The 23,356-nt window shown below is 71.0% G+C and carries 23 protein-coding genes; 17 read left to right on the top strand and 6 right to left on the bottom strand.

Annotation, left to right across the window (positions count from 1 at the left end; translation table 11 throughout):
• Nucleotides 1–16 precede the first annotated feature (16 nt).
• Nucleotides 17–484 carry a Fe-S cluster assembly sulfur transfer protein SufU gene (gene sufU / locus ACFWPS_RS17995; RefSeq protein ID WP_383706099.1) on the top strand — a complete coding sequence of 156 codons (468 nt, stop codon included), beginning with the start codon at nt 17–19 and terminating at the stop codon, nt 482–484.
• Entirely contained in the window at nt 481–813 is a 333-nt protein-coding gene (locus tag ACFWPS_RS17990; RefSeq protein WP_037743875.1) for a metal-sulfur cluster assembly factor, read from the top strand. Before sufU ends, ACFWPS_RS17990 begins: the two co-directional genes overlap by 4 nt.
• A gap of 63 nt (nt 814–876) precedes the next feature.
• On the opposite strand, the gene ACFWPS_RS17985 is transcribed toward ACFWPS_RS17990, so the two are convergent.
• Nucleotides 877–1,749: an AbfB domain-containing protein gene (locus ACFWPS_RS17985; RefSeq protein ID WP_383706097.1), complete on the bottom strand. Its 873-nt coding sequence runs from the start codon at nt 1,747–1,749 to the stop codon at nt 877–879.
• 270 nt (nt 1,750–2,019) lie between these two features.
• On the opposite strand from ACFWPS_RS17985, the gene ACFWPS_RS17980 reads away from it, so the two are divergent.
• The 5 genes from ACFWPS_RS17980 to dapD all read left to right on the top strand — a co-directional run bounded on the left by ACFWPS_RS17980 (nt 2,020) and on the right by dapD (nt 5,730).
• On the top strand, nt 2,020–2,340 hold the full coding sequence (locus ACFWPS_RS17980) for a DMT family transporter (protein WP_383706095.1): 321 nt from the start codon (nt 2,020–2,022) through the stop codon (nt 2,338–2,340).
• Nucleotides 2,340–2,876, top strand: a complete 537-nt coding sequence (locus ACFWPS_RS17975; protein ID WP_383706093.1) for a TetR/AcrR family transcriptional regulator — start codon at nt 2,340–2,342, stop codon at nt 2,874–2,876. The genes ACFWPS_RS17980 and ACFWPS_RS17975 overlap by 1 nt, the downstream gene beginning before the upstream one ends.
• A 133-nt stretch (nt 2,877–3,009) precedes the next feature.
• Nucleotides 3,010–3,615 (top strand): RNA polymerase sigma factor, encoded by a 606-nt coding sequence (locus ACFWPS_RS17970; protein ID WP_383706091.1) that lies wholly within the window; start codon nt 3,010–3,012, stop codon nt 3,613–3,615.
• A gap of 2 nt (nt 3,616–3,617) precedes the next feature.
• Nucleotides 3,618–4,628, top strand: coding sequence for a CU044_5270 family protein (locus ACFWPS_RS17965; RefSeq protein WP_383706089.1), 1,011 nt, complete (start codon nt 3,618–3,620; stop codon nt 4,626–4,628).
• Nucleotides 4,629–4,740: 112 nt separating this feature from the next.
• The gene (gene dapD, locus ACFWPS_RS17960; protein WP_383706087.1) at nt 4,741–5,730 is read left to right on the top strand and encodes a 2,3,4,5-tetrahydropyridine-2,6-dicarboxylate N-succinyltransferase; all 990 of its coding nucleotides are present in this window, start codon (nt 4,741–4,743) and stop codon (nt 5,728–5,730) included.
• A gap of 54 nt (nt 5,731–5,784) precedes the next feature.
• On the opposite strand, the gene ACFWPS_RS17955 is transcribed toward dapD, so the two are convergent.
• The 3 genes from ACFWPS_RS17955 to dapA all read right to left on the bottom strand — a co-directional run bounded on the left by ACFWPS_RS17955 (nt 5,785) and on the right by dapA (nt 8,903).
• Nucleotides 5,785–6,294 (bottom strand): hypothetical protein, encoded by a 510-nt coding sequence (locus tag ACFWPS_RS17955; RefSeq protein WP_383706085.1) that lies wholly within the window; start codon nt 6,292–6,294, stop codon nt 5,785–5,787.
• Between the two features lie 185 nt (nt 6,295–6,479).
• Nucleotides 6,480–7,688 carry an RNA-guided endonuclease InsQ/TnpB family protein gene (locus tag ACFWPS_RS17950; RefSeq protein ID WP_383706083.1) on the bottom strand — a complete coding sequence of 403 codons (1,209 nt, stop codon included), beginning with the start codon at nt 7,686–7,688 and terminating at the stop codon, nt 6,480–6,482.
• Nucleotides 7,689–7,991: 303 nt separating this feature from the next.
• Nucleotides 7,992–8,903 carry a 4-hydroxy-tetrahydrodipicolinate synthase gene (dapA, locus tag ACFWPS_RS17945; protein WP_383706081.1) on the bottom strand — a complete coding sequence of 304 codons (912 nt, stop codon included), beginning with the start codon at nt 8,901–8,903 and terminating at the stop codon, nt 7,992–7,994.
• Between the two features lie 167 nt (nt 8,904–9,070).
• Between dapA and ACFWPS_RS17940 the strand changes: the two genes are divergently transcribed.
• From ACFWPS_RS17940 to ACFWPS_RS17925, 4 genes are all read left to right on the top strand, one after another.
• Entirely contained in the window at nt 9,071–9,238 is a 168-nt protein-coding gene (locus tag ACFWPS_RS17940; protein ID WP_383706172.1) for a hypothetical protein, read from the top strand.
• Nucleotides 9,235–9,912: a hypothetical protein gene (locus ACFWPS_RS17935; protein ID WP_383706079.1), complete on the top strand. Its 678-nt coding sequence runs from the start codon at nt 9,235–9,237 to the stop codon at nt 9,910–9,912. Before ACFWPS_RS17940 ends, ACFWPS_RS17935 begins: the two co-directional genes overlap by 4 nt.
• 76 nt (nt 9,913–9,988) lie before the next feature.
• Complete coding sequence (locus ACFWPS_RS17930; RefSeq protein ID WP_383706077.1) at nt 9,989–10,768, top strand: helix-turn-helix domain-containing protein; 780 nt, start codon at nt 9,989–9,991, stop codon at nt 10,766–10,768.
• Between the two features lie 12 nt (nt 10,769–10,780).
• A complete protein-coding gene (locus tag ACFWPS_RS17925) occupies nt 10,781–11,518 on the top strand; it encodes an SRPBCC domain-containing protein (RefSeq protein WP_383706075.1) in 738 nt (245 codons plus the stop codon).
• Between the two features lie 54 nt (nt 11,519–11,572).
• On the opposite strand, the gene ACFWPS_RS17920 is transcribed toward ACFWPS_RS17925, so the two are convergent.
• Complete coding sequence (locus ACFWPS_RS17920; protein WP_383706073.1) at nt 11,573–13,399, bottom strand: endonuclease/exonuclease/phosphatase family protein; 1,827 nt, start codon at nt 13,397–13,399, stop codon at nt 11,573–11,575.
• A gap of 342 nt (nt 13,400–13,741) precedes the next feature.
• Here ACFWPS_RS17920 and ACFWPS_RS17915 point away from each other — a divergent pair, with 342 nt between their 5' ends.
• From ACFWPS_RS17915 to ACFWPS_RS17895, 5 genes are all read left to right on the top strand, one after another.
• A complete protein-coding gene (locus tag ACFWPS_RS17915; RefSeq protein WP_383706071.1) occupies nt 13,742–15,169 on the top strand; it encodes a hypothetical protein in 1,428 nt (475 codons plus the stop codon).
• A 487-nt stretch (nt 15,170–15,656) separates the two neighbouring features.
• Nucleotides 15,657–17,108: an alkaline phosphatase PhoX gene (locus ACFWPS_RS17910; RefSeq protein WP_383706069.1), complete on the top strand. Its 1,452-nt coding sequence runs from the start codon at nt 15,657–15,659 to the stop codon at nt 17,106–17,108.
• Nucleotides 17,109–17,557: 449 nt separating this feature from the next.
• Entirely contained in the window at nt 17,558–19,147 is a 1,590-nt protein-coding gene (locus ACFWPS_RS17905; RefSeq protein ID WP_383706067.1) for a TROVE domain-containing protein, read from the top strand.
• A 105-nt stretch (nt 19,148–19,252) separates the two neighbouring features.
• Complete coding sequence (locus ACFWPS_RS17900) at nt 19,253–19,909, top strand: GntR family transcriptional regulator (RefSeq protein ID WP_383706065.1); 657 nt, start codon at nt 19,253–19,255, stop codon at nt 19,907–19,909.
• 22 nt (nt 19,910–19,931) lie between these two features.
• Entirely contained in the window at nt 19,932–20,939 is a 1,008-nt protein-coding gene (locus ACFWPS_RS17895; RefSeq protein WP_383706063.1) for a 1-aminocyclopropane-1-carboxylate deaminase, read from the top strand.
• A 210-nt stretch (nt 20,940–21,149) separates the two neighbouring features.
• Here the strand turns inward: ACFWPS_RS17895 and ACFWPS_RS17890 are convergent, their stop codons facing one another.
• On the bottom strand, nt 21,150–22,607 hold the full coding sequence (locus tag ACFWPS_RS17890) for an MFS transporter (RefSeq protein ID WP_383706061.1): 1,458 nt from the start codon (nt 22,605–22,607) through the stop codon (nt 21,150–21,152).
• A gap of 152 nt (nt 22,608–22,759) precedes the next feature.
• On the opposite strand from ACFWPS_RS17890, the gene ACFWPS_RS17885 reads away from it, so the two are divergent.
• Entirely contained in the window at nt 22,760–23,326 is a 567-nt protein-coding gene (locus ACFWPS_RS17885; RefSeq protein ID WP_383706059.1) for a TetR/AcrR family transcriptional regulator, read from the top strand.
• Nucleotides 23,327–23,356 lie beyond the last annotated feature (30 nt).

Raw genomic sequence — 23,356 nt, 5'->3', positions numbered from 1 at the left:
GGCGTGAGCTGAAACCGTGAAGCTGGATTCGATGTACCAGGAAGTCATCCTGGACCACTACAAGCACCCGCACGGGCGTGGTCTCAGGGATGGCGACGCCGAGGTGCACCATGTGAACCCGACGTGCGGCGACGAGATCACCCTCCGAGTGAAGTACGACGGCACGACGATCGAGGACGTCTCGTACGAGGGCCAGGGCTGCTCCATCAGCCAGGCTTCGGCCTCCGTGCTCAACGATCTCCTCGTCGGCAAGGACCTGGCCGACGCGCAGAAGATCCAGGAGACCTTCCTGGAGCTGATGCAGTCCAAGGGCCGGCTGGAGCCCGACGACGCGATGGAGGAGGTTCTGGAGGACGCGGTCGCGTTCGCCGGTGTCTCCAAGTACCCGGCCCGGGTCAAGTGCGCCCTCCTGAGCTGGATGGCGTGGAAGGACGCGACGGCCCAGGCGCTGGGTGGCGCCGACGCCGAAAGGAAGACGGCATGAGCGAGACCGTTGAGATGAAGCCGGCCTCGGAGGAAGAACTCCGCGAGGCGCTGTACGACGTCGTCGACCCCGAACTGGGCATCGACGTCGTCAACCTCGGCCTGATCTACGGCATCCACATCGACGACGCGAACATCGCGACGATCGACATGACCCTGACGTCTGCGGCCTGCCCGCTGACCGATGTCATCGAGGACCAGGCCAAGTCCGCCACGGACGGCCTCGTCAACGAACTGCGCATCAACTGGGTCTGGATGCCCCCGTGGGGCCCCGACAAGATCACGGACGACGGCCGTGAGCAGCTGCGGGCGCTCGGGTTCAACGTCTGACACCGCGTACGTGAAAGCGGCGGCACCTGGAAGGTGCCGCCGCTTTCGCATGCGTGTGTTCGCTCAGGCCAGCGGGTCCACCAACCGGAACGCGGAGTCCGCGCGGTACAGGTCGCTGTTCTGGTAGGAGACCAGCTTCAGCTGGAAGTTCTGGTGGCGCAGGTAGCGGCCGGGGTAGTTCACCGACTCCAGCATGACCGCGCCCGAGTAGGACGAGGTCCGGGCGCAGAAGGTGGCGTCCTGCTTGAACAGGGACGAGCCGTCGTTGCCGTCGGCGCGCAGCAGGAAGTTGCGGTGCCGCAGGTACTTCCCGTCGGACGTCCGGAACGAGTAGCAGGAGCTGTTCGCCAGGCCCTTGACCACGGTGAACGTGGAGTCCTCACGGGACTCCGAGCCGCCCGGCGCGTCCAGCTTCACGAAGCCGTCGCTCACATGCCAGTAGCGGTCCGGGTAGTTGACCGAGCGGACCGACTTCTGGGAGGTGCTGGGCTGTTGTGCCGAGCCGCCCGAACTGCCCTTGGATGGCGTGGACTTGGACGGCTTCGCGCTGGACGGCGAGCTCTTCGGACCGGCGCCGTCGCCGGCGCCGGCGGTGGCCGTCGCCGTGGTGGACGCGGACGCGGTCGCGGTCGGCGAGGTCGCCGACATCCCCGACGTGCCCTTGGGCGGGGCGGTCGTGTCCGACGCCGACGGCGAGGCGAAGGAGAGCAGACCGGGGCCGTTGTCGGTGTTCGCGGACGCCGTGGGACCAGCCGATGACGCCCTGTCAGGGGCGTTGTGGCTGACGGCTATCGCGGTGACGCAGGCGACGACGGTGGCGACGGCCAGCGTGCCCGCCAGCCAGAGTCTTCGGGTTCCGGGAGCCCGGGAGGTGTCGGGGGCCCAGCCGTTCTCCCAGGAGGGATGCGGCGGGGGTTGGGGGGTTATTTCTGGCATGCGCGTTTCCTCCAGCGGCGCCAAGGCAGCGGCAGCCGGGGGTGTGAAGGTGGGGTGGGTGAACTGTGAAGCAATGGTGGATCACAGAGGTGCACACACTAGTGGAGTCGCGGGGCCGTGGGGAGCCGTTTCAGCTAGCGGTTTCTATGAGAATTAAACATCTTCGTGTGGCGCACGGGGGTTGGAATGCCGTTCTCGGTGCCGTCCAGGAGCCGACTTGCCGCCCACTGTTATGTACAGCCGTACACAACGTTGCGTACACTCGTACACATGGGATATCTGACGCTCGCCGGCGCCATAGCCGCCGAGGTCGCCGCCACGACGGCGATGAAGTACGCGGACGGCTTCAGCAGGTTCTGGCCGTCGCTGCTGACGGGGTTGGGATACGTGGTGTCGTTCCTGCTTCTGGCCCAGACGCTGAAGACGCTGTCGATCGGCACGGCGTACGCGATCTGGTCCGGGGTCGGCACCGCCGCCATCGCCGTGCTGGGCCTGCTGCTGTTCGGGGAGGCACTGACCCTGGTCAAGGTGGCCGGGATCCTGCTGATCGTCGGCGGCGTGGTGGTCCTGAACCTGGGAGGCGCGCACTGATGCCCCGCCGTTACGACCCCGAGCGCCGGCAGCGGATCATCGAGGCGGCGATCCGGGTGGTGGGCGAGAAGGGCCTGGCCGGGCTGAGCCACCGCTCGGTCGCCACCGAGGCGGACGTACCGCTCGGCTCGACGACGTACCACTTCAAGACCCTCGACGAACTGATGGTCGCCGCGCTGCGGCAGGCGAACGAGGGCTTCGCCAAGGTGGTCGCCTCGCGCGGCGGTCTGGAGGACCCCCACGCCGACCTGGCCACCGAACTCGCGGGCCTGATGGGCGAATGGCTCGCGGGCGACCGCACCGGCGTCGAGCTGGAGTGCGAGCTCTACCTCGCCGCCCTGCGCCGCCCCGCCCTGCGCCCGGTGGCCGCCGAGTGGGCCGAGGATCTCGCCGACCGGCTCGCCCGCCGTACCGACCCCCTCACGGCGCGGGCACTCGTCGCGCTCGTGGACGGGATCTGCCTGCAGGTGCTGCTCACCGGGGTTCCGTACGACGAGGAGTACGCGCGGGAGGTGCTGGCGCGGGTGATTCCCTGATCGCCCCGGTGGTTCGCCGTCGTGCGGTCTCCTCCCGGAAGCCGCGATTCTTCTGCGGAAAACCGTGAACTCTCCCGCCCCCACCGGGGAACAGCAGGTGACACGCACGCACCGACGAACCAGGGGGAGCCTTGTGAGCGGACCACCACCGTCCACGACACGGACGGAGGACGACGCGGAGATCGTCGCCCAGTCGCTGGAGCAGCCGGAACTGTTCGCCCTGCTCTACGACCGGTACGCGCCCGACATCCACCGCTACGCGGCCCGCCGCCTGGGCGACTCGGGGGCCGACGACATCACGGCGGACACCTTCCTGGCCGCGTTCCGCATCCGCTCGCGCTACGACCTGACGCGCCCCAACGCCCGCCCCTGGCTGTACGGCATCGCGGGCAACCTCATCGGCAGGCAGCGCCGCACCGAGGTGCGCGCGCTCAAGGCGCTGGCCCGCACCGGGCGCGACCCCGTCGCCGTCTCCTGGGGCGAGTTCTGGGTCGAGGACACCGACAGCCGGATCGCCGCCCAGGGACCGCTCGCCGGCGCCCTCGCGGCGCTGAGCGCGGGCGACCGGCACGTCCTGCTGCTCGTCGCCTGGGCCGAACTCACCTACCAGGAGGTCGCCGAGGCGCTGGACATCCCGGTCGGCACGGTCCGCTCCCGGCTCAACCGGGCGCGGCGCAAGGTCCGTACGGCGCTGGGTGCCGATCCCGCATTCGTGAGCGACGCGACGGAGGTGGCGTAGCGATGGACGAGATGACCAAGGTGCGCGAGCTGCGGGCCGACGCGCCCGTGCCCGACCGCGCGCGGCTCGCGCCGGGGCGGACGCGGCTGGTCGAGGCGGCGCTGGCCGGGGAGCGGCGCCGGGCGCTGTGGCAGCGGCGGGAGTTCGTGATCATCGGGGTGGTGGCCGCGGTGACCGCCGTCGCCGTCACCGTCTCGCTGCTGCTGGGCGGCGGCACGGGGCGGAAGGTCGAGCCGGCGGCCTCGCCGACCGCGGCACCGAGCCTGCGGCTCAAGGGGGTGAGCGCGGCCGAGTTCCTGCGCCGGGCGGCCGACGTGCTCGACACGGAGCCGGACGCCGCGGTACCCACGGCCAAACAGTGGATCTACACCAAGAGCATGCAGGAGCCGCTGAACGAGCAGGCCAAGAACGCCACCGGCCCCATGAAGGTGCTGCTGGGCCCCCGGGAGAGCTGGCTCAGGTACGACGGCACCGCCATGGCCGACCTTGGGCTGGACACCTCGGGCAAGCACCGCAAGCTCAGCGTCACCAAGATGCACCTGGAGAACGGCGGGGAGGGCGACGACCGCTCGCCGCGCGAGATGTACCGGGTGCTGGCCGCCCTGCCGGCCGACGGCGAGCAGACGCTGAAGGCCCTGCGGGAGACGAACGCCATCGCCGACGCCAAGGGCGAGTCCCAGGCACGCAACGACTACGGCGAGATCAGCGTCCTGCTGACCGCCGACGTCATGCCGCCGAAGGGACTGGCCTCGCTCTACCGCGCCCTCGCGACCCTGCCGGGCGGAGACCTCACCGACCACCTGGTCGAGACCGCCTCCGGGCGCCGGGTGATCGCGCTCGGCTACGGCCGGGAGGACAACCCCAAGACCGGCCGGACGATGTGGGACCAGTGGCTGATCGACCCGCAGACGTACCGGATCGTCGGCATGCGGATGGTCGAGGGCGACAAGGTCGTCGGCGGCAACTCGATCATCACGAAGGCCGTGGTGGACGAGGCCGGCGACCGCGGCTGACACCTGCGAACCAGGGCGGCCCGCACCACGAGGGGAGTGCGGGCCGCCCGCGACCTGAGACACCCCCGTCGCCGGTTGGCCTGCGCGGGCCCCGGCCGGTTAGGTTTCCCTCATGACCGACACGACTGCTCCTCGCACCACCGGCGCCGTGGCCACCGGGCTTGCCACGATCGCCGCCGACGGCACTGTTCTCGACACCTGGTTCCCGGCCCCCGGGCTGGTCGCCGAGCCCGGCCCGGCCGGCACCGAGACGCTCTCCGCCGAGCAGGCCGTGGAACTCCTCGGCGAGGGTGCGGCCAGGGCGATCGGCCCTGACGCCCGCCGCAACGTGGAGGTCGTCGCGGTCCGTACGGTCATCGCCTCCCTCGACGACAAGCCGCTCGACACCCACGACGCCTACCTGCGCCTGCACCTGCTCTCGCACCGCCTGGTGAAGCCGCACGGCCAGAGCCTGGACGGCATCTTCGGCCTGCTCGCCAACGTCGCCTGGACCTCCCTCGGCCCGGTCGCCGTCGACGACATCGAGAAGGTCCGGCTGAACGCCCGCGCCGAGGGCCTGCACCTCCAGGTGACCTCTGTCGACAAGTTCCCGCGGATGACGGACTACGTCGCCCCGAAGGGCGTGCGGATCGCCGACGCCGACCGGGTCCGCCTCGGCGCGCACCTCTCCGAGGGCACCACCGTCATGCACGAGGGCTTCGTCAACTTCAACGCCGGCACGCTCGGCACCTCGATGGTCGAGGGCCGCATCTCGGCCGGCGTCGTCGTCGGCGACGGCTCGGACATCGGCGGCGGCGCCTCCACCATGGGCACGCTCTCCGGCGGCGGCAACGTGATCATCTCCATCGGCGAGCGCTGCCTGATCGGCGCCGAGGCGGGCGTCGGCATCGCACTCGGCGACGAGTGCGTGGTCGAGGCCGGCCTGTACGTCACCGCGGGCACCCGCGTCACCATGCCCGACGGGCAGATCGTCAAGGCCCGCGAGCTGAACGGCGCCTCCAACATCCTCTTCCGCCGCAACTCGGTCACCGGCACCGTCGAGGCCCGCCCCAACAACGCGGTCTGGGGCGGCCTGAACGAGATCCTGCACAGCCACAACTGACGCACCCGGTTCCGAGGTGCCGAGCGCCCTTCCGTCACGTCGGCGGGAGGGCGCTCAGCCGTCCTGTGGCATGGTCGCCCGGAACTCCGCCAGCGCGGTGAAGTCGGCCTCCAGTAGCCCGATCCGCGGGTCGACGTGGTGCAGCAGGGCCGGGCCGGGGTGGTGGGCGCGGACGTACAGCGTGTCCGCCGGGCTCTGTTCGTCGTCCACCCAGGCGAACGGGCGCCCCGCGGCGTACGCCACGATCGCCTCCGTCTTCCAGTGGACCCCGTCCGGCCGCTCCGCCAGCAGGCCCCGGCCGAAGTCGACGTACGGCAACTCGGGGAGCCCTACGACGGGCGCGATCCAGCGGTTGGCCTCGGCCATCCAGGTGGTCGCCCAGCACAGCTCGTAACCGAGGGCGAGCAGCGCCGGGCCGTGTGACGGGTTCAGCCACACCCGCAGCGGGCGCCCCGGGCGGACGGTCGCCCGGATCGTCGTGTATCCCGCGGGGCGTCGCTCGGGCTTCGCCGCGTACGGGTTGAGGGGGCCGTCGACGTCCAGGAACAGCAGGGGGCGGCTCACGGGGCCAACGTACGGCAGCGGGCGCGCGCAGCGCCGGTGAATAGTCGCGTGCCGGGCAGGCATAGCGGCGCTGCTCCGCAGGCGTCAACACGGACATAGAGCCGGGCACGAGATGGGCCACGGGAAGAGAAGGTGACGGTGACTCCACCCGCGCGTTAAACGCGCAGGCTTCCTACGCCGCTTAGTCAAGCAGCGTCGCAGAGGACCAGCCCGGCCCTGCTGAGGACGTTCAGTGCGCCGACATGGTCCGCGTTTGCTGTGAACTCGCACGCCGTGCACTCAAACTTTGCCTGCGTGACGCGATTCTCCTTCGCGATGTGCCCGCATTCGGGGCACGTACGAGAGGTGTTGCGGGCGTCCACTTCAACCACTCGGCGACCGGCACTCTCAGCCTTGTTCGCCAGGATTCTGAGGAACTGCCCCCAACTCGCGTCGAGAATAATGCGGTTGAGCCCGGCCTTCGCGGCAGCGCCGTTCGGCAGGAAGGTCCCGGGCGTGGCGGGGTCCGGCTTGGGTGGGGGTGCCTTGGTCATGCCCGCGGTGTTGAGTCGCTCGTACGCGATGACGTCGTGGTCCTGGACGAGCAAGCGGGCGGTCTTGTGGTGGTGGTCCAAGCGCTGGTGCCGGATCTCGGTATGCAACCGGGCGACCTTCCGGGCGGCGGCCCGGTGCTTCTTCGTTCGCTCACGGGTGCGCTTGGGGAAGGTGTCCAGGTGCCGCTGCGCTTTGGCCAGCTCTTCGGCGGAGGCTTGGAGGAAACGCGGGTTCTCGGCGTGCTTACCGTCTGAGTCGGTGAAGAAGTGCACTGTGCCCATGTCGATGCCCACGATGCTGCTGGTGGAGGGCAGGGGGCTGGCGGGCACGTTGTCGCAGGCGAGGACGACGTACCAGTGCCGCCCCTCACGTCTGACACTGATCGTCTTCACTTGGCCCTCCACGGGCCGGTGCCGGTGGACGCGTACGTGCCCGACGCCTTGGAGGCGGACGCGTGTCTGGCGGTCGTGCGGAGTGGAGTTCCAGCGGCATCCGTCCCCGTCCTTCGGGAACACCACCGTGTCGAAATGTCCGGCACCCTTGAAACGCGGGTATCCAGGCGTCTCACCGTTCTTCACACGGCGGAAGAACGCCTGGAATGCTTTGTCCAGACGGCGTAGCGTGGCCTGTTGTGAGCTGAACGACCAGCGGCCCTGACGCTCCGGGTCGAACGCTCGGATCTCCTTCAATTGCGCGGACTGGTCAACATACTTGATGCTCGTCTTCGTCGTGTGTTGGTAGGCGTCTCGCCGCTCCTGCAAGGCGCCGTTGTAGAGCGAGCAGTGATCCCGCAGCATCTCGGTGAGTGCTTGTGCCTGCCGGACGGTGGGGCGCAGCCGGAATTTGTATGCCCTGATCACTCAGTGCGCCTCCGGTCAAGACGCAGGGCGTCGGTGAGGAGAACACATGAGGCAGCGTTGATCGAGATGCCCGCCCGGTCGGCGTAGTCCTCGATCTGACGCTTCAAGTCCGGGGGGACCCGAAGGTTCAGCGACTCTCTGCGATCGCCTCTAGCCACAACCAAAATGCTACCACTTCTGACGATGGCTCAGCTTGAATGCCGGATGCGGCGACTTCGATTCCCAACTGTCTCGAAGCGAGGTGGTTCTCTTGAAGAGAATCCGATGGGTGATCCTTCCGGGCGTTCTGCCTCTGTTTCCTGATCAGCCCGCCCCGAGCTCCTCGTACACCGCCCGCAGCCCGTCGGCCGCCTCCCGGCCGGCGGGCCGCAGCGGTGCCCGCACCGGGCCCGCGGGCAGGCCGATCCCGGCGAGCAGCGTCTTCGCCGTGACCGTGCCCGGCAGCCCCGCGGCCATCATCGCCTCGATCAACGGCGTGGCCCCCAGCTGGAGTCCGGTGGCGCGGGCGGTGTCGCCCGCGTCGAACGCGTCCAGGATCGCCGCGATCCGGGCCGGGACGACATTGGCCACCGTGCTCACACAGCCGGCCGCGCCCACCGCGTACAGGGCGAGGATGTGCTCGTCGCAGCCCGCGTAGTACGCCAGGTCCGTGCGTGCCAGCACCTTCTGGGCGCCGAGGAAGTCGTAGGAGCAGTCCTTCACGGCCACGATCCGGGGGTGGGCGGCGAGCCGGACCAGCGTCTCCGGCTCGATCCGGGTGCCGGTGCGGCCCGGGATGTCGTACAGCATCACCGGCAGCCCGCTCGCCTCGGCCACCTCCAGGAAGTGCGCCTCCAGCGCGTCCTGCGGCGGCCTGCTGTAGTACGGCGACACCACCAGCACCCCGTCCGCGCCCGCCTTCTCCGCCGCCAGCGCCAGCTCGACGGTGTGCAGGGTGTCCGCGGTACCCACGCCCGCCACGAGCGGCACCCGCTCGCCCACCGCCTCCCGGACGGCCGCGATCAGCTCCGCCTTCTCGGCGTCCGACGTGGTCGGCGACTCGCCGGTGGTGCCGTTCAGCACCAGACCGTCACAGCCCTCCGCCACCAGATGCGCGGCCAGCCGCCGCGCGCCGTCGAGGTCGAGCGCGCCCGTGTCGGTGAAGGGGGTGACCATCGCGCAGAGGGTGCGGCCGAAGGGGCGAGGCGAGCGGGCGGTGTCGCGTGGGTTCGTCATGGGGGTAGTCTCGGCCGCACGACAGCTTAGCTCTACTTAATTCTTCTACCTGATACGTCTTAGCAATGCTAAGTTGTCGGCCTCCTGGAGACCGGAGGCCCTGTGTCCAACTCGGCCCCTCATGGGTCACTATGGGCCGGACGGTCACCGACGGCAGGTCATGGGTCATGGGAGGCACCATGAAGCTGGGCAAGGCACTGGCCACCGGGGTCGCTGAGGAGCGGCCGCTCGTCCACGGCGAAGTACCCGAACTCCCCGTACTCGACGAAGAGATCCACGAGACCCGCGAACCCCGGGCCGCGTCCGCGTCCGAAGAGGCCCCGGCCGCCCGATGAGGCTGCGGCTCCCGGCGGAACGCCCGACGGAGCCGCCGACCGGCTACAAGATCGCCCACCCGATGCTGTCCCAGGACGGCGCACGGGCCGGGTTCACCGGTGTGTCGCTGGGCGGCGCGCTGCCGTACGGAGTGCTGGACGACGCGTCCTGCGTCTACGGCCGACGGCACCGCCCGCCCGCGCGGCTGTGCGACTGCGGCTTCCACTGTGTGCACGAACGCGAGGTCGCCGAGGCCCTGTTGTGCACCGCCGAGCACCGGGCGGCGGTGCTGCTCGAAGTCTCCGTCCTCGGCGCCTACATCCGTTTCGAGCGCGGTTTCCGCTACGCCCGGCAGCGGGTGCGGACCGCCGCCGTCGGGCCGTGCGCCTGCGGTGCGGCGGCCGTCGCGCTCGCCGACGCGGGCTGGGGCAGGCCCGGTTGGCGTGCCCTCGCGGCCGCCTGTGCGGGCTGCGTACGGGCGCGTACGTCGGTCTCGCTCGCCGGGTTCGCCCGGCTGGCGGGGCAGGGGCTGCGGGTGATCGCCGGGGGTGCGGGGGACGGCGACGGCCTGCCGGTGGCGGGCGAGGGGTTCGGGGTGCCCGAACTGGTCGCGGAGGCGGCCCTGTTGCAGGCCCGGCTCGACTGGTTCCAGAGCCAGCTGGCCCGGCTCGGCGAGCGGGGGGAACAGGGCTGAGGGCGGACGCCGACGACGTCCCGCCGAAAACTCCACCTGCATGGACAAAAAAAGTTTTCGGTGAGACGGTGAAGCCATGCTGGACGTCACCGTGATCGAGGACCCCGAGGCAGCGGCCGTGTCGCTGGACCCCATACGGGCCAGGCTGCTCGCCGAACTGGCCGACGCGCCCGCGTCGGCCGCGATGCTCGCCGGCCGGGTCGGGCTGCCCCGGCAGAAGGTGAACTACCACCTGAAGGCGCTGGAGCGGCACGGCCTGGTCGAGCTGGCGGGCGAGCGGCGCAAGGGCAATGTCAACGAGCGGCTGATGCGTGCGACCGCCGCGTCGTACGTCATCTCGCCGGCCGCCCTGCCCGCCGTACAGCCGGACCCGGACCGTTTCCGTGACCAGCTCTCCGCACGCTGGCTGCTCGCGCTCGGCGCGCGCCTGGTGCGCGATGTCGGCATGCTGATCAGCGGGGCGGCCAAGGCCCGCAAGCGGCTGGCGACCTACGCGCTGGACGGCGAGGTCCGCTTCGCCTCCGCCGCCGACCGCGCGGCCTTCGTACAGGAGCTGACGGCGGGCGTGAGCGCGCTCATCCGCAAGTACGACGCACCCGACGCGGAGGCCGGCCGGGACCACCGGATCGTGGTCGCCGTCCATCCGACCGTCAAGGAGCAGTCCCGGTCCGCAGCCGGGGACGGGACCGGGCCCGCGGCCGACGGCGCGGCCCGTTCGGCGGTCGGGGGCGAGCCCCGGCCCGCCGCCGAGGACGAGACCCGCCCCGCGGCCGAGGGCGAGAGCCGTCCGGCAGACCCGGCAGACAAGGACGTGCCCCGGCCCCCGGCCGAGGACCGTCCCGCACTCGGAAGCTGAGCAGGAGTCCCCATGTCCAAGGAATTCGAGATCGTCCGTGAGTTCGAGGTCGACGCCACGCCAGGAGAGGTGTGGGAGGCGATCACCCACGGCACCGGCGGATACCTGTGGCCGATGCAGCCGCCCGAGCCCCGGGTGGGCGGCACGGCGGCCTTCGGCTCGACCGTCACCGCCTACGACCCGCCGCACCACCTGGTCACCCGCAGCGAGGACGTCGGCTTTCCGACCCAGAGCGCCAACCAGCTGGAGCACGTCATCGAGGAGCGCGACGGCGGCCGCCGCGCCTGGGTGCGCTATGTGCACAGCGGGATCTTCACCGACGACTGGGACAACCAGTACGACGGCGCGAGCCGGCACACCGACTTCTACCTGCACACCCTGCGCGAGTACCTCACCCACTTCGCGCCCCGCCCGGTGAGCTTCGCCCAGTTGAACGGGCCGGAGGCGTCCCAGGCGCCGGACGCCTTCACCGCCGTGGGCCGCGCCCTCGGCCTGCCGGACGACCTGGCCGAGGGCGCGAAGGCGAGCGTCCGCGGGCCCGGCGGGCGGGCCCTGGACGCGGTGGTCGACTACCGCGACCCGTACTTCATCGGACTGCGCACCGACGACGCCCTCGTCCGGTTCTTCGGGCGCAACCACTGGGGTGCCCCGGTCGGCATCAGCATCCACGACTTCGCGCCGGACGCCGACGCCGAGGCGAACGAGACCGCCTGGCAGGACTGGCTGAACGGGGTGTACAGCCAGTCCTGAACCCGGCCGGCCTGCCGGTCAGCCGGTCAGCCAGCCGGTCGGGCCGTCGGGCCGTCAGGGGCGGAAGCGCAGCACCTGCGGGTCGTGGTCGCTGATCTGGTCGTGGAACTCCGAGTTGATGTGCACGCTGTCGTACTCGAAGTCGCCGTTGCCGCGGATCTGCTTGCTGATCAGGATCTGGTCCAGGACCTGCTCGTTGCCCTGGTAGTCGTAGGTGTAGCGCTCCTTCGTCGGCAGCGACTGGATCGCCGACCAGAGCGCGCCGCCGTTCTCCAGGATCTTGGTGGTGCCGGAGAAGTCGAAGTCGTTCATGTCGCCGAGCGCGATGACCTCGGCGTCCTTCTGGACGTCGAGGATGCTCTTGACGAACGCGTTGACCAGCGTCGCCTGCGCGTGGCGCTGGGTCTCCGAGCTGCGCACCACCGGCTGGTACTGCGAGGTCAGGCCCTGGTCGCCGCCCTTGGAGTTCAGGTGGTTGGCGATCACGAAGACCGTCTTGCCCTGGAAGACGAACTCGCCGGCCAGCGGCTTGCGGCTGGTCGTCCAGGCGGAGTTCGCCGGGTCGACACGGCCGGGGGAGGCCGTCAGCTGGGCCTTGCCGTGCACCTTGGTGACGCCCACCGCGGTGGTGGAGTCGCCGCCCGCGCGGTCGACGAAGGACACCCGCTCCGGGTTGAACAGGAAGACCTGGCGGATGTTGCCGCCGGGCTCGCCGCCGTCCTGGTCGTTGACCGGGTTGATGGAACGCCACTCGTACTTCGGGCCGCCCGCCGCGACGATCGCGTCGATCAGCTTGTTCACCGTCACGTCGGCGGCGACCGTGCCGTCGTCCTTCGCGCCGTTGTTGTCCTGGATCTCCTCCAGGGACACGATGTCGGGCGACTGGAGGTTGTTCACGATCGCGGCGGCGTGCGCGGCGAAGGTGCCGTCGGAGGGGTCGAGGTTCTCGACGTTGTAGGTCGCCACCGCCAGCTCGCCGTGCGACTGCTTCTTCGTCGTCTCGCGCTGCAGGCCACCGCTCTTCAGGGTGCCCAGCGCGCTCGCGACGAGGGTGTAGCCGCCGTACTGGTTGTAGTCCATCGGGCCGGTCGTGGCGCCGGTCAGCGTGTCGCCGACGTTCGCCGCCGGGAAGTCGGCGGTCGAGCCGAGGGACTGGATCTGCAGGCGGCCGGTGTTCTGGTCGCGGTAGGAGCGGTAGAGCGAGCCGCCGCGGTTGGTGCGGTTCTCGTGCGGCTTCACCGTGACCCACAGCTCGGCGTACGGGTCGGTGGCGGTGACCACGCGGACGTCCTTGACCTGGACGTTCATGCCCTCCAGGGACTCGTAGTAGTCCAGGGCGTACTTCTTCGGCTGCAGGGTCAGGCCGTTGACCGAACCGCTCGCGGCCGTGTCACCCGTGGGGGTGTACGCGCTCGGCACCGACTTCTTGCCGATCACGACCGGCGCCGGGACCGCGTTGCCGGTGGAGACGGTGGTGACCGTCGGCTTGGTGATCTCGGTCAGCGACTGGTTGCCGGTCGAGGCGCCGCCCGGGACGTACTCCGAGACCGTGCCGGTGACCGTGACGGAGTCGCCGACCGCGACCTTCGGGGTGGAGCTGGTGAAGACGAAGACGCCCTCGCTGGTGGCCGGGTTGTCGTCCGGCGTCGGATCCTGGAGCCAGAAACCTCTCGAGGAGCCGTAGGTGCGCGTGGCCGTGACGATGCCGGGGACGTCCGTCACCTTCTGGCCGGCGTACGGCGAGGTACGGGTGGTGCCCTGGATGTCGTGGATACGCAGCCCGTCGGCCTGGGCGGGCGAGGTGAGGGCGACGGTGGACGCCGCGCTGCAGACGGCGGCGACGGTGAGCGCGGCGAGACGCGCGGAAGACCTGCTCGGCAAGGGAATCCCTCCGGGGACATACGGAAGCGCCGGGACGAGGGCGGTTTATGGAGCGTTCATGACAGGTTCATGTACGCCATGTGACGCGGATATGACACGCGTAGATACAGAGTGAACAGTTGTCCCCCCGTTTTCTACGCGCGTCAATCTCCTGCCTGATCAAGGCAGTTGTCAAGGTTTCAGCCATGTGCGAGGTCCGGCGGGGAGATGAACCGGGCGGCATGGGTGGAAATCCGTCTAGGCTGAGCGGCTGAGCCGTACGGCGTTCAGGTGGTCGTACGGCCGTCGGTACGGTGTCCATGTCGCCGTACGACCGTTGAGGCGTCCGAGGAGAACCAGCCGATGTCTGACAGCGCCCCCCTGCCGCCGGTGCAGTTGCTTTCCGAAGCGGAGCTGGCGCATGCCGCGCTGTCCACGCCGTTGCTCGCCCGGGCCGCCCGGCTCGCCCGCTGGGCCGGTCCCGACACCCGCGTGGACGCGGGCGGCGGACTGGTCGAGGAGCAGCTCCCGGCCGCGGCCGAGGCGCTCGGACTCACCGGGGACGACGCCGCCGCCTACGCCGGTGAGGCCTGGCGGGTCGCCCTGGACGCCGGACTCGTCGAGATCGCCGACGAGGAGGCCGGCACGGTGGCGGCGGGGGAGGAGCTGGCGCTGCTCGGGGGCTCGCCGCACGACGTCCTCGCGGTGTGGCAGGCCGCGCTGGAGACCGTGATCGCCGACGCGAGCGTGCCCGACCTGGACGGAATTGTCGATGCGCTCGACGAGGGCGGCGAGGTCGATTTCTCGTCACTCGGCTGGGACCCCGAGGGGGAGGCGGACTTCCTCGACGGCGTCCTCGGCAACCTGTACCTGCTGACCGTGAGCGAGGGCGGTCCCGGCGAGGCGCCGGTGCCGCTGCCCGCGCTCGCCGCGTCGATGATCGTGCCCAGCGACATGGGGGAGCCGACCAACGACGTCCTCGAACAGGTCTCCGACGCGATGATGCGGCTCGACGACCAGTTCCGGCTGCTTGAGCCGGTCGGGCTCGTCGAGTACCAGCCGGTCGACGAGGCGCTGATGGCCGACGCGGAGGAGGAGCCGGCGGCGGGGCCGGTCGACGAGGCCGACGTCTCCCGCTACGGCATGGTGCGGCTCACCCCGCTCGGCGCGTACGGACTGCGGGCGCGGCTGCTGGAGGCCGGCTTCGAGGCGCCGGCGGTCGGGGAGCTCGCCGACAAGGGCGCGGACGCGCTGCTCGACGGTACGGCCGCGTTTCCGCAGGGGGCTGCGCAGGCCGAGACCGAGCAGTGGCTGGCCCGCCGGGAATCGCTCGCCGCGGCCCGGGAGCTGCTGGCCGCCGCGCGCGGCGCGGACGCGGGCGCCCCGCTGCGGCGGCTGCGCTGCCAGCAGGCGCTGTCCCTGCTCGGCCCCGAGGCCGAGCCCGCCCTTCGCGAAGTCCTCGACGACCCCGAACTGGGCGGCCTGGCGAGGGTCTGGCTGGCCGAACGCGGTGCCGCCGACGTGCCGGCGCCCTCCCAGGACATGATCTTCTGGCTGACCATCGACACGGTGGCGGCGCAGCTGGCCGCCGAAGGGAACTCCGAGGAGCTGCAGGCGCTGGTGGAGGGCCTGGCCCAGCAGCACAGCGGGTTCTTCGCCGAGGCATGGCGGGTCGGACACCCGGACACGGCCGACGTACTCGAGGCGATGGGCCGCCTCCACCCGGACAAGAAGGTGGCCAAGGAGGCCCGCAAGGCGGCGTTCAAGGCACGGTCGCAGCACGGGGGGTAGCGCCGAAGGGGCCGGGGCGCGTGCGGGGGTCGGCACCGCCGGGCGCGTCCGTTTCGGCTGGGCGCCGTAGCGGCGGAAAGGGATCGAGGCGCGGGCTGTTGCGGGTGTGCGCCGGTGCGGTGGGGGTGTGCGGGTGGCCGGGCACCGCCGGGTGCCGTCGTTTGGGCTGGGCGCCGTCGCGGCGGAAAAGAGTTCAGGCGGCGGTGAAGAGACCGGGTGGTTGGGAAGGCCGGGTGGCGGCGAAGGGGCCGGGCGGTGGGGAGGCGGGCGGCGGGGAGCCATCCTGCGGGCGGGGGAAACGTTGACCTCTGTGGTGTGTTTCTTGGGTGGGGCTTTTGGTTGCCGTGGGGCGGCGCTTACGGATTCATGGAACAGACGACTGCGATGTCGCCCTGCGTTCAACCGGAGTTCAGGGGCGGGCGGGAGCGTGTGCGCCGAGTTGAGGTCCGCCACCCTCCACGGCACTCCGAACGTCACAGGAGACACCATGTCGCTCACCCGCAGGGACTTCGCCAGGACATCCGCCCTCACCGGTGCCGGTGTCGCGCTGGCGGGCAGCGTCGGCGCCCTGGCCACCGCCCCGAATGCCCTCGCCGCCACCGAGACCGAGGCCGCCGACGCGGCCGACGCGGCGCACGGGCACGGTGGCGTCGGCTACGGACCGCTGCTGCCCGACCCGGACGGCATCCTCGCGCTCCCCGCCGGCTTCAAGTACCGCATCATCACGTACAGCGGCCGCACCAAGCTGGAGTCGGGCGAGTTCACCCCCTCCAACCACGACGGCACCTCCACCTTCGACGGCCCGCGCGGCGCCACCCTCCTCGTCAACAACCACGAGCTGGCCGGCCCCCGCGCCAACTGGAAGTACCCCGTTCCGCTCACCGAGGGCCTCGTCTACGACCAGGCCGCCGCCGGTGGCTGCACCGTCGTCGAGGTCCGCCCCGGCGGCCACGTCGCCGAGTGGGTCGGCATCGCCGGCACCGCCACCAACTGCGCGGGCGGCAACACCCCGTGGGGCACCTGGCTGACCTGCGAGGAAACCGAGGACAAGACCGGCACCAACGGCTTCACCAAGGACCACGGCTACGTCTTCGAGGTCGACCCCGAGGACCGCCGGGCCAACCGGAACCCCAAGCCCGTGAAGGCGCTGGGCCGGTACGCCCACGAGGCCGTCGTCGTCGACCCCAAGCGCGGCCACCTCTACCTGACCGAGGACGCCTCCAACCCCAACGGCCTGCTCTACCGCTGGACCCCGCCCGAGCACTTCCACCACGGCCGCGGCAAGCTGCGCACCCTCGCCGACGACGCCGGCACGCTTCAGGCCTTCAAGTGCTTCGACTCCGGCGGCCAGTTCGTCGACGACCTCTCCCGCGCCACAAAGATCGGCACGGTCTACGGCGTCGACTGGGTGGACGTCCAGGACCGCGACGCCAAGACCATCTCCGTCCGCAAGCAGTTCAGCACCGGCCAGGTCACCCGCGCCCGCAAGCTGGAGGGCATGTGGTGGGGCGACGGCGGCGTGTACATCGTCTCCTCGTACGCCCGCGCGGAGAGCCCCGTCCAGCACGACGGCTCGGTGTGGTTCTACGACCCCAAGCGCCGCACCCTCACGCTCAAGGTCCGCATCGGCGTCAACCCGGACCCGTCCCAGGAAGGCGACTTCGACGGCCCGGACAACATCACCGTCTCCCCGTACGGCGGTCTCGTCATCGCCGAGGACGGCGAGGGCCTCCAGCACCTGTTCGGCGCCACCGAGAGCGGGCGTACCTACCCCATCGCCCGCAACGAGCTGAACGCAGGCACCGAAGAGGAGCCCGAGTACAGCGAGTTCACCGGCGTCACCTTCTCGCCCGACGGCCGGACCCTGTACGCCAACATCCAGACCCCGGGCATCATGCTCGCGATCACGGGGCCCTGGAAGCGCCAGCAGCGCGGCTAGTTAATTCGTTCGCCCGTCCCGCGGCCCGCCTCCTAAAGTTGTGCATGTCCAGGTGCGAAGGCAGGACCTACTTCTACTTCTAATGGGGCGACCGCGGGTTCGAGTCCCGCCACCGGTACAACGCGCCGGTGTAGCTCAGGGGCTAGAGCACCACGTCGGTTCCGCCGACTTCGATCTCTGGACACCAAAAACTTCATGCACCTCCCGGTGCGTGTGTTCTTGAACTCGGGAGGCGCAGCTCATGGTGGGTGTCCGGTGCGAAGGCAGCGGTTACTTCAGGTCTTGGTCCCCGAAAGGGGGTACGGGTTCGAATCCCGTCATCGGCCCAGGGCCGGTGTGGCGGAATGGCAGACGCGCCAGGTTGTGTTCCGCCGCCGATTCCCGAACTCGGACACCCTCCTTCTGCCGCGCCTCCTCCGAAACTCCAATGAATTCGGGGGGAATTCACCATGGCGCGATTCAACACCAAGGCGGCCCGGGCGCAGCCCGTTTCGCGGGTCACCTCCACCGGACGCGTGCTCCGTACCTACGAGGGCGGCCGCGGCCGGGAGCGGGACGCGCGGTCCGAGCTCTTCCTGCTCGCCGTCGCCAACTTCGTCTCGCAGCAGACCTTCTACGAGTCCGGCGCCGACCGTGACGACCGGTTCGCGGAGCTCCTGCGCGAGCTCGCCGTCACCGACCCGGCGTGGACGGCCGGTCTGCTCGGCTGGCTGCGTGGCGAGGGCAACATGCGGACCGCCTCGATCGTGGGCGCCGCGGAGTACGTGCACGCCCGGCTGGCGGTCGGCGCGACCGGCGGTCCCTCGAACCGTCAGGTCGTCGCCTCCGTGCTCCAGCGGCCCGACGAGCCCGGCGAACTGCTCGCCTACTGGACGGCGACGTACGGTCGCGCCATCCCCAAGCCCGTCAAGCGGGGGATCGCCGACGCCGTACGACGGCTCTACCACGGCAGGTCGCTGCTCAAGTACGACACCGCGTCCAAGGGGTACCGCTTCGGCGACATCCTCAACCTGGTGCACGCGGCGCCGGACCCGGACAAGCCGTGGCAGGGCGAGCTGTTCCGGTACGCGCTGGACCGGCGGCACAATCCCGACACCGCCGTGACTCCCGCGTCGAGCCCGGTGCTCGGCGCGCACCGGGAGCTGATGGCGCTGCCCGTCGCGCGGCGGCGGTCGGTCGTCACCGAGCCCGGTGGCGCCGAGCGGCTCGCGGCGGCCGGCCTCACCTGGGAGGCGCTGGCCGGCTGGCTCCAGGGTCCGATGGACAAGGCCGCCTGGGAGGCGGTCATCCCGTCCATGGGGGCCATGGCGCTCGTCCGCAACCTCCGGAACTTCGACCAGGCCGGCGTCTGTGACGAGGCCGCGGCCACGGTCGCGGCGCGGATCGCAGATCCGGCGGAGGTGGCGCGGTCGCGGCAGTTCCCGTTCCGGTACCTCGCCGCGTACCGGCACGCACCGTCGCTGCGCTGGTCGTACCCGCTGGAGCAGGCGCTCGGCCACTCGCTGGCCAACGTGCCCGCGCTGCCCGGGCGGACGCTGGTGCTCGTGGACCGTTCGGGTTCGATGTTCTACTCGCGGCTCTCCGAGCGCTCGGAGCTCAACCGGGCCGACGCGGCGGCGATCTTCGGCACGGCGCTCGCGCTGCGGGCGGCGGACGCGGACCTCGTCGAGTTCGGCACGACGAGCAAGCGGCTGGGCTTCGAGCGGGGCGAGTCGGTGCTGAAGGTCCTGGACCGCTTCGGCGACCTGGGCGGCACCGACACCACCTCGGCGATCCGCTCCCACTACCGGGGACAGGACCGGGTGCTGATCGTCACCGACGAGCAGTACGCGTACCACCGGCACGGCGACCCGACCCAGCAGGTCCCGGCGCACATCCCGGTCTACACCTGGAACCTGGCCGGTTACCGGGCGGGCCACGGCCCGTCCGGCAAGGCCAACCGGCACACCTTCGGCGGCCTCTCGGACGCGGCGTTCCGGATGGTCCCGCTGCTGGAGGCGGCCCGGGACGCCGACTGGCCGTGGGAGACGGCGGCCTGACCGCCGGCCGATGAGCGTGGCCCGCACCTTCACGGGGGGTGCGGGCCACTTTCGTGTGCCCAGGACCCTTGTCCGCGACGCCACTGATATCTAACATTTCAGTTCATGGAGGCCCTACGACCCGTCCCCCGCACCCTGCTCCGCGACCGCGCCTACGCTGCGATCCGGGACGCCATCGTCGCCGGGGAGATCGAACCCGGCGCGGTGGTGCGTGACGCCGAGCTCGCGGAGCGGCTCGGGCTGTCCCGGGCGCCCGTGCGGGAGGCGTTCGCGCGCCTCGTCGACGAGGGGCTCCTGGAGAGCAAGCCGCAGAGCTACACCCGGGTCACCCCGGTCGTGGCCGCCGAGGTACGGGACGCGGCGGCCGTGGTCGGCGCCATGCACGAGCTGGTCACCCGGACCGCCGTACCCCGGCTGCGGGACCCGGACCTGGACGAGATGCGCGTGTCCAACGTCCGCTTCGCCGCCGCCGTAGAGGCGGGCGACGTGGACGAGGCCCTGCGTGCCGACGACGAACTGCACGACGTACTGGTCCGGGTGGCCGGCAACCGCGCGGCCGCCGCCACCGTCGCCCGCTACACCCCCCTCATCCGCCGCCTGGAGCGCCGCCGCTTCGGCGAGGGCGGCTCCTGCCGCTCGGCCGGCCTGCACGAACGGCTCATCGAGGCGTGCGCGGCCGGTGACACGGAGGCGGCGGTCCAGGTCACCGCCGACATCTGGCGCACCCTGTCCGACCTGGCCGACGCCGACACCACCGACTGACCACGCCATCAGGAGGCACCCCATGTCCCTTTCCTCCTACGACCGTTACCCCCTCCTCTTCGGCCCCTCGCCCGTGCACCCCCTGGAGCGCCTCACCGCCCACCTCGGCGGCGCCGCGCTGTGGGCCAAGCGGGAGGACTGCAACTCCGGGATCGCGTACGGCGGCAACAAGACGCGCAAGCTGGAGTACCTGGTCGCCGACGCGATCGCCAAGGGCTGCGACACCCTCGTCTCCATCGGCGGGGTGCAGTCCAACCACACCCGCCAGGTCGCCGCCGTGGCCGCCCGCGCCGGGCTCAAGTGCGTGCTGGTGCAGGAGAGCTGGGTGGAGTGGCCGGACTCCGTGTACGACAAGGTCGGCAACATCCTGATAAGCAGGCTGGCCGGGGCCGACGTACGGCTGGTCCGGGCCGGGTTCGGGATCGGGTTCAAGGAGAGCTGGGAACTGGCACTGCGTGAGGTCGAGGAGTCGGGCGGCAAGCCGTACGCGATCCCGGCCGGCGCCTCCGACCACCCGCTCGGCGGCCTCGGCTTCGCCAACTGGGCGTACGAAGTCGCCGAGCAGGAGCAGCAGTTGGGGGTCTTCTTCGACACGGTCGTCGTCTGCTCGGTGACCGGGTCGACGCAGGCCGGCATGGTCGCCGGGTTCGGCGCACTGCAGGAGGCGGGCGGCCGTGAGCGCCGGGTCATCGGCATAGACGCTTCGGCCAAGCCCGCCGAGACCCGCGAACAGGTCGCCCGGATCGCCCGGCGCACCGGCGAACTCATCGGAGTCAAGGGTGAGTTGACCGTGGAGCTGGACGATCGCTACCACGCGGGGATCTACGGCATCCCGGACGACACCACCCTGGCGGCGATGCGCCTCGCCGCCCGCACCGAGGGCATGGTCACCGACCCGGTGTACGAGGGCAAGTCGATGGCGGGAATGGTCGACCTGGTCGAGCGGGGCGAGATCGGCGCGGATTCGACAGTGCTCTACGCCCACCTCGGTGGACAGCCTGCGCTGAACGCCTACAGCGCTCTGTTCTAGACGGTTTGCCGATCGTCCTGCCGGGGTGCGCCGGTGGTCGGCTGCGGGTGCGTGGGGGCTGGTCGCGCCCACGCGGCGCATCCCGAACATCATAACCACCCCCGCGCCCATTCGGGGCGCTGCCGACCGCGCCCCGTCAGGGGCGCGGGGAACTGCGCGACCAGCCACGACGGCGCAGCAGTCGAAACGCGACCCCAGCAACGCGTGCAGCTAGCCCGCCTGCTTCCGCGGCGCCGTGATCACGAACGCCGCTACCAGGAACGCGGCCACCGCGACCAACGCGCCGATGCCGAAGGCACGTGCGGCGCCGTGGGTGAGAATCTCAGCCGGGGTGCCGGTCGCGTGCCTGGTCGCCGTGCCGTACACGGTGACCAGGACGGCGAGTCCGACGGTGCCGCCGAGCCACTGCAGCGTCTGCAGCAGCCCGGACGCGGCGCCCGCCTCCCGGGGCTCGATGCGCGCGAGGATGGTCGCGTTGAGCGGCATGAAGCTCAGGCCGACGCCCAGGCCGAGCAGCAGCAGCGGACCGAGCAGCCCGGTGACGTAGCCGTCGCCGGGCCGCAGCCGCCACAGCCAGCCGCCGGCGACGACCAGCAGGGTGATGCCGGTCAGCAGCACCGGCTTGGCCCCGAGACGGGCCAGCAGCCGCGGCAGCAGCCGCACCATGGTGAACATCGCCAGGGTCATGGGCAGGAACGCGAACCCGGCGCGCAACGGGCTGTACTCCAGGACCTGCTGGCAGATCAGGGTGAGGAAGTAGAAGGCGCCGAACATGCCCGCGGGCAGCAGCATGATGGTGAGATAACCGCCCGCCCGGTCCCGGTCGCCGAACAGCCGCAGTGGCATGATCGGCTGGCCGGCCCGGGACTCGATCAGGGCGAAGCCGAAGAGCAGCGCGACGGCGCAACTGAAGCCGAGCAGAGACTGGGCGTCGGTCCAGCCTTCCTCCGACACCCGGATGAACGCGTACACCAGCGAGGTCATCCCGGCCGTCCCGGTCAGCGCGCCCGCGAGGTCGAAGCGGCCCGCGTGCCGCGGGGTCTCGGCGACGAACCGGGGCAGGGCCACGAACAGGGCGATGCCGATGGGCACGTTGATGAGCAGGGCCCAGCGCCAGGATGCCCAGGACGTGAGCATGCCGCCCAGGACCAGGCCGGCGGAGCCGCCGATGCCTGCCATGGAGGAGTAGACGCTCAGGGCGTGGTGCCGGCGCGGGCCCGGGGGGAAGTTGGTGGTGATCAGGGCCAGGGTGCTGGGGGCGATCAGCGCGGCGCCGACGCCCTGCAGCGCGCGTGCCGCGAGCAGCCAGCCGCCCTCCGCGGCGACTCCGCCGAGCAGCGAGGACAGCGCGAACACCAGCGCTCCGGCGCCGAGCGTACGACGGCGGCCCACGATGTCGCCGACCCGCCCGCCGAGCAGTAACAGACCGCCGAAGGCGAGGGTGTAGGCGTTGAGCACCCACGACAGGCCGGTACGGCTGAACCCCAGGCCCTGCTGGATGTCGGGCAGTGCGACGTTGACGACGGTGGAGTCGACGCCGACCATCATGTAGGCGGTGACGATGACGAGGAGGGCGGAGCCGAGCCTGGCGGGGTGCGGGGAGTCCGGCGGGGTGTCGGCGGCGGTGGACGGGGCGGACGGGGCGGACGGGCTGGACGGGGCGGACATGAGGTTCTCCCGGTCTGTGCGTCCCCGGCGCGGGCATGGTGAAGTACGGGCAGACGGGCTGCCCGTGGAGCGCACGACATTAAGCGGGGACTGTCTCCGTTTAGTGTTCGATAAGATACGGAGAGAGTCCCCGGTTCGCAAGGAGTAACTGGATGACGCAGGTCAGGCCCATGCGCGCGGACGCTCGCCGCAACTACGAGCGACTGCTGGAGGTCGCCGTCGAGGCCTTCGCCGAGCAGGGGGAGAACGCGTCGCTTGACGACATCGCCAAACGGGCGGGTGTCGGCTCCGGCACGCTCTACCGGCACTTCCCGACCCGGCAGGCGCTGCTGGAGGCCGCGTTCGTGGACCGGCTGGAGGGGCTGGCGGCGAAGGCCGACGAGTTCGCCGCGGTCCTTCCGCCGGGCGCGGCGCTGACCGAGTGGCTGAACGAACTGTGCGTCGCCACCATCCAGGTGCGTGGCCTGAAGGCGCTGCTGGGTTCCGCGGTCACGGACGGCAGTTCGGCCACGGTCGCGGCCTGCGGTGTGACGGTCCGCGGCGCGGCGACCCGCCTGGTGGACGCGGCGAAGGCGGAGGGCACCCTGCGCTCCGACATCGAGCCGATCGAAGTCCTGCGCCTGGCGCACGGACTGGCCACGGCGTCGGAACTGGCCAACGGGCAGGGCAAGGAGATCCGGCGCTATCTGTCACTGCTCACGGAGGGGCTGCGGCCGTAGCGCCCACGGCCGCACACCCGTCACCGAGCC

The sequence above is a fragment of the Streptomyces sp. NPDC058457 genome, assembly GCF_042720695.1.
Lineage (GTDB): Bacteria > Actinomycetota > Actinomycetes > Streptomycetales > Streptomycetaceae > Streptomyces.
The sequence above is the reverse complement of the archived record's forward strand: the minus strand, read 5'-3'. Positions and strand labels throughout refer to the sequence as shown.